Origin of the sequence: Sulfobacillus harzensis (assembly GCF_012933365.1) — a bacterium.
GTDB classification, from domain to species: domain Bacteria; phylum Bacillota; class Sulfobacillia; order Sulfobacillales; family Sulfobacillaceae; genus Sulfobacillus_B; species Sulfobacillus_B harzensis.
On the sequence record NZ_JABBVZ010000107.1, the window covers coordinates 1 to 11232 of the forward strand.

Consider the following 11232-nt stretch of genomic DNA (forward strand, 5'->3'; position numbering starts at 1 on the left):
AGTTTGCGCCAAGAAATGCAGGAGCTTGATACGAAGTTCACCCAACGCATTGAGAGCCTCGATGCGAAATTCGATCAGAAAATTGATAGGCTCGATGCGAAATTCGATCAGAAGCTCACCGGGCTCCAGTATTGGTATTGGGGAACGCTGGTGGTTATCGTGGTTGGATTTGTCACCGTTCTCTTCACCCACCCTTAACGCGGCCTGCCGGCCGCATGACGTTTTCCTTGCATTTCCAGTTGATTTCATGGCGCAGCCCGGCGAGATGACGGGCTGAGGTTGGTGTATCGTTCCGCGCCGCCAGCTCTAGCCAGGCCAGGCTGGAGTTGTAGGGCGAATTTCATCTGTGGTACGGTCGGCCTGCTTCTCCCCCGGGCCATTGGGAGGGCAGAGCCTCCCCAGCAGCGGCCGCTCGCTGGGAACACGACCACCCTAAACGGAACGGAGCCGGGGCAGGACCCGCCGCCATGATCTTTTGGCTATTTGCAATCTAGGGTTGGATGGCCTCCTACCTCATCGCGAGTGATTCGGCCTGTTTTGTGCAAAACCTGGTTGATTGGGCCTTCGAAATAATCCGCTGTATTGTGCAAAATATGGTTGGACTAGCCGCCGGGGTTGGTGATCCTTAATGCACTAAAGGGCCGGATAGTGACCTAGCATAATTTTCCGGTACTATCAAACTGGGTTATCGTGTGAGCTTCGAATGACTCTTGTTCTTAAAGGAGATCCGTTATGACGAAGCGACAATTCATCGCCACTGGCGCTGGACTTTTTATCATAGGCGGGCTCGTTCGAGGTGCGCTCCATGCGTGATGTCATATGGGCATGCTGGGCAATCGTCGTCGTGACGTTGATTGGGGGCGGACTCAAGGCGCAACTGAGACGATCCAGGCCGCTTATGCAAAATCCCCGGACGTCCCTCGTTTGGGTTATCTATGGCGTGATCATAGGGCTTGTGGTTCAGGTCGTACCGCGGAGGGTGTGGACTCCTTTGTCGGTGACGGGACCGGAGTTCCAGGCCGCCGGCGTGGTGCTGGCCCTCGTCGGAAGCCTCTGGATCGTGTGGAGTCGACAGACGTTAGGCCCGCAATTCACCGAGGCGCCAACCATCGGAGCAGACCACCACCTCATCACGCGCGGGCCTTATGGGATTACGCGGCACCCCATTTATTCCGGTGCCCTTTGTTTGGTGACGGGCACCATGATGTTTTCCGGGTTTGGCCAGTGGGTTCCCATCTTGATTGCGACGGCAGGCGTGTTGTGGATCAAGCTTCGGGCAGAAGAACGGCTGCTCAGTCACGTCTATCCGGCCGAGTATGCGCAGTACCGGGCGTTGGTGCCCGCGCTGATCCCGCGTGCGCGGTGTCGGCCGCCCGCGGCCCAACAATAACCGTCTTGTACGAAGCACAAGGTACAGCCTCTTGGCTGACTGCAGTACATTCGGGGGCGTTAGTACCGTAGCACCTGCCCTCGACCCATCGATGGTGACCGAGTATCCATGGTTCAATGAATGCGATCAGCCGAGAGTATCCTGATCTTATCGAGACCGATCAGCAGTTGCCCCATCACTGACCGATCCGTCTTCCAGGGACTTTCCAACCCGCGAGGGGGCGCAAACCGTCGAGTACGGACCGTATATTCCAACCTGGGTCCCGATCACTGGAGAGGGTGGTTTGCATTGAAAAACAGGAAATTCCAACCATGGATTGCACTTAGCCGATCTTTTTAACTCTTGGGCTGAAGTCGGCGTTGGGGAATCCACCCCACAATACAGGCGCGTCGTTCAACGGTAGGACAGCGGTCTCCAAAACCGCCAATGCGGGTTCAACTCCTGCCGCGTCTGCCAAGTTTTCTTGACATTTTACGATTTAATGATATACTGTCATTGGGGATCGGAATTGTTCCGGTCGGCGGGGGCGGCTACGGCAGCCCCGCTTATTTTGTTTTAATATTTTTGCGACAAGGCACTTTATCTGTTATAATTTTATCGTCCAGTTGATTTCCGACATTCGTTCGAACACTCTCTCGAATGGAGGGACGACGCGCAGTCTCTGCGCTAGGCGAATGCCGGTTATGTCTTAGAGATTTTTCCCGTGCGACATTCGTTCGAACACTCTCTCGAATGGAGGGACGACGCGCAGTCTCTGCGCTAGGCGAATGCCGCACGGTTTTTCTATAGGCGTTGTCGGGCCTGCCACCACCAGGGCCTTCTGATATGATGTCGAATTGCTACGAGAACGGTTTCCGCGACGTCCTGCTTCCGAAGACCAGGAGGATTGATGGGAGTCTCCCCGCTCTTATGATAGGCGTTCAATGCATACGCACCGAGAAAAAGGTCAATAACTTGTAACAAGTCATCATGACGCTTAGGCGCAAACTCTACCACGGGAACAAAAAAGGACTGCATAGCCTGTTGAACGTACGTCTTTCCGTTGTCATCTCGTGGGCGGTTGCGATCTTCGATGGTCAATGCCCATGTTTCGAGTGCGTTATTTCGGATAACGCTGTTCAAATGATATTTTAGAAGTTTGTTATACACTCGAGCTTTCTTAAGCTCTGGCGGATCCTGAGGTGTGCCATAATGTTCGAAGTTGTATGGTCGTCCATTGGGATCAGTAGTTTTACGATAAATCATCACATCCATGAACCAGTCTGGTAATGGCCCTAATGCCTCGCCGATAGCCTTGTACACCATAGACCTTTTGGACGACATCTCGCTAAAATGCAGTACATCGTAGAATTGATGCTGTTGGCGAATTTTATTCACTATATCATGCATGCGGGTACGTCCCTCACGAGTACACCACAACGTAGCAAAAAAGAATAAAGGATCTTTTCCAATACGACCACTTTCGTCCGTGTAACCAAACATTGAAATTGTCATACGGCTATTGTACACCCAAAAATCTCCTTGAACCTTGCACTCTCCCATGCGTCTAATCGTCCTCCGGCTTCCTGCAAGGGCGCCTACCACCACGGGCATTGCGTTGGCGCACGAAGCGCTTCCCCTGGTCGAGTAGCTCAATGGGCAGAGCAGCGGTGTAAACCGCAGGTTGTGAGTTCGAGTCTCACCTTGGCCTCCACTTTTGGAGACGATTGCCATCGTCTCCCATTTGAGTTTGACAACATCTATCACGGCGCAGGTGGCGAGATGACACCGTGCGACGCAGCGGCCCTACGTTCGGTTGTCCGGACGTCGTCAGTGACGGGCCAAGCGGGGGCAGGACCCGCCGCCGTGACTCTTTTCCCTCTTGAGACGATGCCCGCGCAGCGGAATCCGCTTCATGCGTTCCGATTGCTCGGCGTCGTATACGGATTGCTGCACAACGGATATACTAAAGATATCAGCGGAATCAGAGCACCAACGGAGGTGATCCCCCATGGCTGGTTCGGAGAAGTTGCGTGAACTGGTGCTCGATCTTGCCATTCAATGCGAGTCTGACCCCCGTTTTGGGGCGGTTAAACTCAATAAGCTCTTGTTTGCGATCGATGTTTCAGCTTATTTAGCCTGGCAGCGACCCATTACAGAAGCCGAATACATTGCTCTGGAGTTGGGCCCTGTGCCGCGCCAGTTGTCCGCTCTCCGTGCCGAGATGGTGCAACGCGGCGAGGCTGCGGTTCGCTTGCATTCGCTCTTTGGCGTGACGAACCCTCAAGAGCGACTCACCGCTTTGCGTGAACCGAATCTTCAGGTGTTCACAGGCCCAGAAATGGCCCTGATTGATGCTGTCATTGACAGTACGGCGCCTTATAACGGGCACGAATTGACGGAATGGTCCCATCCGTTTATCGGATGGAAAGTCGCGAGGAAAGGCGATGCCATTCCCTACGAGAGCGCCTTGATATCCCCTGAACCTCCTACACCGTCCGATATCCAACGGACGCAAGAGTTGATTCAAGAGTATGGCTGGTAGCATGCGGACCGTCATCGAGTCGAAGCTTTTCTCTACACAAAAAAGCACAGTTTTCCCTGAACGCCGATGCCTTGTTGGATGGCGTCATCTGGGCACTGAGCAACCGGCCCGATATATTCTGGGAGGTTGACCACAAAGCACATTTGGCTCGTCAAAGGCGTCCATCACGTGCCCTACCGCATTGGGTATGCATTCGACGACGAAACCGTCACTTGACTGGCCATCGAGCGCGCTGATTGAACTGGCCGAACAACACGTTCTATCGCTCAATTCTGCACGGGTAATCCGTGGATTTCGCAACACCCCGTTAGAACCAACATCAAGCGGTATTGCGTTCCGCCCCTTACGCGGGCGGTGTCAGGGTTTATCGATTTTCATGGTACGGCCCGGATAATTCTCGGTGACTTTTTCATCAAATCGGCAACCTCAGAGTATCCACGGCGTTCTCGCCGTGGTGAACATTGGAGTTAATTATCTCATGGCGCCGCGCGGCGAGATGACGCGCTGGACGATGCGATGGAGCGACTCCCTGTGTGAGTGCCTCCGTGGTCCGACGATGACCGTCTGGGTCTCTTGGAGAAACCTGGTCATCGAGCCCGGGCAGGACGGGCCGCCATGAACCGCGACACGCTGGCTGCTGTTCGAACACTCTCTCGCGAATGAGGGACGACGCGCCCGACAGGGCGCTAGGCGGCATGCCAGCGTTGATTGGGTTTGGGCCGATGCTACTTGCGGTATCGCTCCGGGTCACTCGACCGCTGTGGCATCGGTGGGCGTTCCGTTGCTGATAGTACCCGGCGCAACGGGGCACGACTCGGGTGGTGGGGCCCGATGTTTTTATACCCTTGTCGACACGCGTGCATAGGGGCTGGATGATCCAGGGTGGGTGAAACGCCCACACACGCGCTGTCATCCTTGCAAGAGGCTTACGTCCTTGGGCCCATTGGGCCTAAAACTTCCGGCCGGGGTGGAATCCCGGTGATCCGGGGATTGGGCGTCCCGAGTGTCCTAAGAGTGTGGGCGCAGGTCAGGGAGTAAGGCCGCCGGAGAACGTCTGCATCGCGGGCGGGACCTTCCAAGATTGCAAGGATCGCTGTTCTGAGTACGTTAGCCGTATATGGGAGGGGACAAGAAATGCAAATTAAACAGTGAGTGCCGACTACAGCATCGTGCCATCGTTCGTTCGCCGCTATCGTGTGGCCACGCGGTGTCCCACCGCGCATTTGGTTATTGTCGAGTTTCTTTGGGCGGGTAGCTCAATGGGGAGAGCGTCCGGTTTGCACCCGGAAGGTTGCGGGTTCAAGTCCCGTCCTGTCCACCACTTTCATATGCGCGTCTTCTAACTGGAAAAGATGACGGTCTCCAAAACCGTTGATGGGGGTTCGAGTCCCTTCGCGCATGCCATGCCACTCCCACTCTAGTCGTCAACAGCTATAACCATCATCCGATTCCTTCTGTGGAGTGAAAGTAGCTTAGATGGTCTGAGCCGCCCGCCTGAAGACGAGAAGGCTCCGACTTGAGTTCGGGAGTGATACCACCATACGGATGTAGCTCAGTAGGTAGAGCGTACGCCTCGGGCGCGTAAGGCCGTCGGTTCGAGTCCGGCCATCCGTACCATCGCGGGATAGAGTAGCGGTCACTCCGGGGTCTCATAAGCCCTGTTAGGCGGGTTCGACTCCCGCTCCCGCAACCACTTTTTGGCCCGTCTAGCTCAATTGGCCAGAGCACGGCTTTCGTACAGCCGGGGTTCCGCGTTCGAATCGCGGGACGGGCTCCAGTTTTTGTCCCAGTGCGGGATCGCCAAGTCGGTAAAGCCCGGAGTTTGGAACCCCGCACGCGCAGGTTCTTGTCCTGCTCCCGCAACCCAGTTTCTCTACGCCATTTTAGGAGGCCGACTGCGATGGACTCACTCGGTGACCGCATGAAACGGTACGAGGCTGTCACGGATATCACGCTGACGGGGCGCATGCCCTGCATTGTGCGATTGGATGGCAAGAACTTTCATCAATGGACCCGCTCCGTCCATGCTGTCAAACCGTTTGACGCGGACCTGCACCATCTCATGGCGGACACGATGCTGGCGCTCTGCCAGGACATTCAAGGCGTCGTTCTCGGATACACACAGAGCGATGAAATCTCGCTGATTCTGCAGGATTATTTCGGTCTTGACACCGAACCGGCCTTCGGCAAGCGGTTGCAAAAAATCGTCTCCATTACCGCGTCCCTGGCGACGGCGACCTTTAACGACAGGGCGAGACAGATGTTTGCCGATGCCCCGTTGGCGTTGTTTGACGCCCGCGCGTTCGTGTTGCCGAAAGAAGACGTGACTAACTATCTGATTTGGCGGCAGCAGGACGCCGTGCGCAATTCGATCCGTATGGCGGGCTATGCGTATTTTTCGCACAAGTCGTTGGAGCGCGTGTCTAATGATGTGCTGCAAGAGCGGTTGTGGACGGAGCGCGGCATCAACTGGAATGATTATGCGGTATGGGAAAAACGCGGGAGTTGCGCCGTCCGTGACGCCGAGACTCGCGGTTGGCAGGTCGATGAAGACACGCCCATTTTCACGCAAGACCGCGCGTACATCGAGCGCAGGCTGGAACCGGATCTGGACGAGTAGCCTGGGAAAACGGGAGGCGTAGCAAACCGAAGCTCAGTACAAACAAGTTATGAGTCCGCAGATGATTCGCAAGCTCATCACCACCAGGGCTTGAATCCAATCTTGGAACACATGTCGAGGAATTTCTATTTCGAAAGGACGATGATGCATTAATGCAGTGCTGTAGTATGTTTGGTTTGATTTTTCCTGATGGTCGACGGTGTACTCGTCATCAATCCCCCGAGGATCGGGCCTTGATTGCTGATTTAGATCAGCGCGCTCAAACTGTTGGCATTGTTCCTGGAGGTCCTCGTGGATGGCCCTATGGTGCCAATTTATACGTCATGGCGCGCAGTGATTTGATTGAGTGGGCTACACGCTATGGCCTCCGATTATCTTCTACGCATAATGAGAGTTTGCGCTGGCTTCGACGTGGAGCTGGTCCTGTTTCCTATGATTCCGATCCTGATGACTCCACATGGCAAGATCACGTGACCCACTGGACCTACAATCGACAACCTGCCTGTATATTATCTCAGCCATATCATCTTTCTAGCGGAGCCCTTGCCAGACTAGCGCACTTGGAATCCGATCCCGATCTTCAGGTCTTCGTCGGGGGCCCCTCGTGGTACGGGCATCATACGGGGTTGCAAACGATGAGCATCGAAGTTTGGCGGCAGGACATATTGCATCGTATTTTTTCAAGGTGATCTTCCAGCTTCGGCGGCCAACTTTTTCGCCCGGATAGCTCAACGCCCGAGCAGCCGTCTTGTACACGGCCGGTTGCCGGTTCGAGTCCGGCTCCGGGCTCCAATTTTGGATCGGTGGCTGAGGGGTTGAAGGCGGCCGGTTGCTAACCGGTTGGGGAACCCCGTTCCCTCGCAGGTTCGAATCCTGCCCGATCCGCCAATTTGTTGCAAAGGAGCGCATCCCGATGAGTTGGTTTACGACCCTGGTCCTTATTCCGCCAGACACGCCGGAGGACGGGGTCTTAGACGCCGTGGCCGCTTTGCTGGCGCCCTTTGATTCGAATCGCACCGTAGCCCCTTACACTGAGCCTTGTTTTTGTGTGGAGACCGATTCTTTATCCCGTCCCGATCCCGCTTGTCCGGAATGCGGCGGCACCGGTCAAATCCACACCACCGTCAATCCGCGCGGATATTGGGAGTCGTGGCGCATTGGCGGCGGGACCTGCGAAGACTGGCTGGGGCCGACGCACGCCATGCGTGCGGGCGATGCGGCGGACGCCGACAAGATTCCGTTTGCCTTGGTGACCCCGGATGGAGCTTGGTATGGCGGGTGGCACAGCCTCTTTAAAGGGGCGGCGTGGGAGGTAGAGGCGCTAAGACTCTTGCGCCACTATGCAGATGCCATCGCAGTGGCCTGCACCTTGCACGATTAACCTGTTCGACTTATTCCTGAATTTCCGACCCGAGGTGGATCCACCCATGCTTATGGATTTAGTGGTTATCGTACTGGCGGTCATTGCATCCGCTGTCATCCCTTATGTAGTGTCGTCTTGTTGGGCTTCGCGGTGTTGATGATGCTGATCGAGAAGACATGCAGCTTGGTAGTCCTGCCTGTTGAGGCGTGCCGCAACGTGTTGTGGCGGGTGACCTGTCTGGGCGTTACGGCAACCGAAACGATGATGCTTGACTCATCAACGATGAAAGGATGAAACCCAGTGGTAGGTATCATAGAGCGAGTTGTGTCATATCGTGTGGCCTGTGTTTCGTATGATTGCGATGAGGTCATAGAGGCCAATGTGAGTGATCGTTCCGAGGCAGCCCGCATCTTCCGTCGGAATGGCTGGGAAGACAATCCCAGAGGCATGGGCCTTTGGCACTGTCCCGCATGCGTTGCCCTCGTCGCCGCGGCAGAAGCAGAGGTGTCCCGATGACTGAAGTAACCCCGAACCATCAAATTGCCGAAGCATTGACGGCAGTAGGTTTCCCGGATGAATTGGCGTGGGAGCCTGCCAAGACGTGTCCACAGGGACACGACAACTATGATTTACACTCCGACGACACTGTTCACGACATCGGAGAAATGTGTCGGCAATGATGGGACGCACAGTGGCGCAATCCGCGCCGCGATGCTCTGATGGAACAAGGGATGCTTGTGACAGAAGCGATCTCGCGCGTAGACGACGAAGAATACACACTCGGCGATGCCTACTACGACCCATCGTTTCACCCCGAATGGCGTATTGGTCGTGTCCCCCACGACTTCGCTGACCTCGCATACCTGTTGCCGGCAGTGGAAGCCTATTGCTGTGACCTGCGCGAGGGCACTGTGTGGCCGGAAATGAAGATGGTTGGCCCGTGGCGATGGGAAGCGAAGTTTGTTGACCCTGATCTCACGTGGACACCAACGGCCACGGGAAAGTTTGGCGAAGCCCTCCGCGCTGCTTTCTCCTGCGCACTCACTGAAAGTCGGGTGGGCGCCAGTTAAAGACAGTTTGAACCGCCCCTCTCTGAGGGTCATTAGCCAGGAACTCAAGCCCCACGGCTACGAGATCGTGACCTAGACGGCCAAACCGCCCACTTTCTGCCCGGCCTGTGGCCTCGTGGATGCACCACTCTATGGCTTCGGCCGAAAGCAACAGCTCTTTATGGATCTGCCAATGCACGGCCGGCGCGTGAGGCTTGTGATTGACTGCCAGCGTTACCGCTGTCGGGCCTGCGGGGCGACGTTTCGTGAGCCATTGCCCGACATCAACGAGAAGCACATGTGTACCGAGCGGATGGCCGCCTACGTGTCAGAGCAAGCCTCGCGGAGGAACTGGGCGTCAGCGAAGGCACCATTCGGAACCTCTTTGAGGATTACCTCACGGAGATGGAGAAGGATTGCGAACAAGCGCGCGAGCTATCGGTGGCACTTCTAAAGGAATGGCTGGTAAAGTACAAATTTAAGCAGTGGACGCACACAGAGACATCTGGTACGGTTGTCACAAAGGAAATGAAAGAGCAGAGCGCAGTGGACATTGCTCGCACACTAAACGATCCCAGTCGATGGCACTCTCACGGTTCAGGAATTTCAATGGAAGTGCTGCAAACCGAACTGAAGTTGAAAATTGAGGATTTTGGACAGGAACCCAAACAAGGTGCAGTTGTGAATTACCATAGTTTGATGCAGGACTACATGGACAAGTTGGGTCACGTTGGCGCTGTGCACTTTTACGGACAGTACATACCATATTTGACGGGGAGATGAGGTCATGCAACGAGGGAACGAAAAACACGAGATATTGGAACAGATACTTAAGAACAATCCTAATCTAGATAAAGAACTGCTGGCTCGGTCGTTGGAATTAGCTGAAGTATTGAAGACAAATGGTATGAGGCCACATGGGTATACTCTGGAGCGGCCATCGGAGATTCGTCGCGTTCGTCCACTAGTGCAGTCAGCCTCCGAGCGCAAGTATTCTGCAAGGTAATCATTGTGTCACGTTGTGGGATAAACTAGCAGCCCATTGCGAGCGTGTAAGTCGACACCGTAATCTTGCCTACCAATCCACATTCGGATGTGTGGGGCCGGATTTTTTGTGCCCCAAGCGAACGCTTTTATCAACGTGCATTTCGCACCCCTGGCCAGGCCACCGCGGGTATCCGCTACTCCCCGGGCTTGCCCGTCATCCAGAGGGGATTTGCCAAAAACGGCGCGAATCTGTCCCGACAAGCAATAGCACATTGGACCAGGGTCAACTCGCTCCGGCTTCGCCGGATGCGTCCCGCCACTGAATGACCTGAGTGGGGGTGACGCTCTCCTTCAAGCGTTCCGTGGGTAGAAGCCGGTTGGAGAACCTTGTGAGGATATGGCAAGCTGATGCCAAGGCGCTCCTGATTTTGGCGCATTATCACTTGCATACAGTGCCACAGTAAGAGGGCCAGATAGACCACGTAGACATACACGCGTTAATTTTCCGGGTGTCTTTCAAGAAGAGCGGTGCAACGGCCAATGTCATTGCCCACGGACAGACGCTAGCTCATCACCTGATGCCCCGCTGGCGCGCTCTTGTCACGCAAGTCCAGGTGATGATGCACCCTCACCATTAGGGTGATGGCGCGTCTTCTCGCCGCGCCGCTTGGGTAGAGATTTTCTCAGAAGGGAGGGACGGCAATGGATGCGTCGAATTCGCGTTCTTCGGAAGAGGGGCATCTGCTTCATTTGGACGACGCGGAAGGCGAGTACCCCTGTGAAACGTGTGGTGCGCCGATGAGCGAAGTGTGCCTGGTCTGTGAATTGCTCTATTGCGCCCGTTGTGAACAAGGATTTCACGACGTATGCGGTACGCCGGACTAACTGGCACGCGCTATGCGCCGGGGTCGGAATCCCCGGGGACCTGGGCGCAGCGCGTGGTCATGATTGGAATCGGGCGAAGGGCTATAATAAATAGGAAGGGAGGTGGTTGAACTGCGCGAGGATCTCCTTCCTGATCGATTTCGCCCACCCGCACTGCCGACCGAGAACCGCGCTGATGACCTTGCCGATGCGCATTCAACGGCTGTTTTATCGTTACCATGCTGACCTTTTAGACAGCGAACGCCATGCGGCCGTCATTATTCCCACGGTCTTATCCGATGGCGCCTTGGACGACTGGGACTGGTTGTTCCGAGTCTACGGCTGGGAAGCCATTCGTGCGTGGATTGCGGAGCCCGGGCATGCCGCGATGCTCCCGCCGCCGATGGAACGGTTTTGGACATTGATTCTGTTGGG

General features: G+C 55.5%; 9 protein-coding genes, 10 tRNA genes and 1 pseudogene. 19 read left to right on the forward strand and 1 reads right to left on the reverse strand.

What is annotated here, in order from left to right:
* From HIJ39_RS18840 to HIJ39_RS18850, 3 genes are all read left to right on the forward strand, one after another.
* Positions 1-198: hypothetical protein (locus HIJ39_RS18840; RefSeq protein ID WP_207711790.1), on the forward strand; the 198-nt coding region annotated here is incomplete at its 5' end.
* Between the two features lie 607 nt (positions 199-805).
* Positions 806-1390 carry a methyltransferase family protein gene (locus HIJ39_RS18845; RefSeq protein WP_169102472.1) on the forward strand — a complete coding sequence of 195 codons (585 nt, stop codon included), beginning with the start codon at positions 806-808 and terminating at the stop codon, positions 1388-1390.
* 382 nt (positions 1391-1772) lie between these two features.
* A tRNA-Trp gene (locus HIJ39_RS18850) sits at positions 1773-1846 on the forward strand.
* Between the two features lie 327 nt (positions 1847-2173).
* Here the strand turns inward: HIJ39_RS18850 and HIJ39_RS18855 are convergent.
* Positions 2174-2932, reverse strand: a complete 759-nt coding sequence (locus HIJ39_RS18855) for a DUF3800 domain-containing protein (protein ID WP_169102474.1) — start codon at positions 2930-2932, stop codon at positions 2174-2176.
* 78 nt (positions 2933-3010) lie between these two features.
* Between HIJ39_RS18855 and HIJ39_RS18860 the strand changes: the two genes are divergently transcribed.
* From HIJ39_RS18860 to HIJ39_RS18930, 16 genes and pseudogenes are all read left to right on the forward strand, one after another.
* Positions 3011-3083: transfer RNA gene (locus HIJ39_RS18860), tRNA-OTHER, on the forward strand.
* A 297-nt stretch (positions 3084-3380) separates the two neighbouring features.
* Positions 3381-3914: a type II toxin-antitoxin system antitoxin SocA domain-containing protein gene (locus tag HIJ39_RS18865; RefSeq protein WP_169102476.1), complete on the forward strand. Its 534-nt coding sequence runs from the start codon at positions 3381-3383 to the stop codon at positions 3912-3914.
* 1245 nt (positions 3915-5159) lie between these two features.
* Positions 5160-5235: transfer RNA gene (locus HIJ39_RS18870), tRNA-Ala, on the forward strand.
* 7 nt (positions 5236-5242) lie between these two features.
* Positions 5243-5318 (forward strand) — tRNA-Trp (locus HIJ39_RS18875).
* A gap of 137 nt (positions 5319-5455) precedes the next feature.
* Positions 5456-5531, forward strand: a tRNA-Pro gene (locus HIJ39_RS18880).
* Between the two features lies 1 nt (position 5532).
* Positions 5533-5607, forward strand: a tRNA-Ile gene (locus HIJ39_RS18885).
* Between the two features lie 7 nt (positions 5608-5614).
* Positions 5615-5691 (forward strand) — tRNA-Thr (locus tag HIJ39_RS18890).
* A gap of 13 nt (positions 5692-5704) precedes the next feature.
* Positions 5705-5777 (forward strand) — tRNA-Pro (locus HIJ39_RS18895).
* Positions 5778-5814: 37 nt separating this feature from the next.
* Positions 5815-6534 (forward strand): tRNA(His) guanylyltransferase Thg1 family protein, encoded by a 720-nt coding sequence (locus HIJ39_RS18900; RefSeq protein WP_169102478.1) that lies wholly within the window; start codon positions 5815-5817, stop codon positions 6532-6534.
* 717 nt (positions 6535-7251) lie between these two features.
* A tRNA-Thr gene (locus HIJ39_RS18905) sits at positions 7252-7326 on the forward strand.
* A gap of 5 nt (positions 7327-7331) precedes the next feature.
* A tRNA-Ser gene (locus tag HIJ39_RS18910) sits at positions 7332-7422 on the forward strand.
* 25 nt (positions 7423-7447) lie between these two features.
* A complete protein-coding gene (locus HIJ39_RS18915; RefSeq protein ID WP_169102480.1) occupies positions 7448-7915 on the forward strand; it encodes a hypothetical protein in 468 nt (155 codons plus the stop codon).
* A 719-nt stretch (positions 7916-8634) separates the two neighbouring features.
* Positions 8635-8967: a hypothetical protein gene (locus tag HIJ39_RS18920; protein ID WP_169102482.1), complete on the forward strand. Its 333-nt coding sequence runs from the start codon at positions 8635-8637 to the stop codon at positions 8965-8967.
* A gap of 100 nt (positions 8968-9067) precedes the next feature.
* A pseudogene (locus HIJ39_RS25250) lies at positions 9068-9187 on the forward strand (transposase family protein); the annotation flags it as partial.
* Positions 9188-9246: 59 nt separating this feature from the next.
* A complete protein-coding gene (locus HIJ39_RS24340) occupies positions 9247-9729 on the forward strand; it encodes a hypothetical protein (RefSeq protein ID WP_243239818.1) in 483 nt (160 codons plus the stop codon).
* Between the two features lie 1195 nt (positions 9730-10924).
* Positions 10925-11232 (forward strand): DUF6922 domain-containing protein (locus HIJ39_RS18930; protein WP_243239819.1); only part of this gene is annotated, 308 nt, incomplete at its 3' end.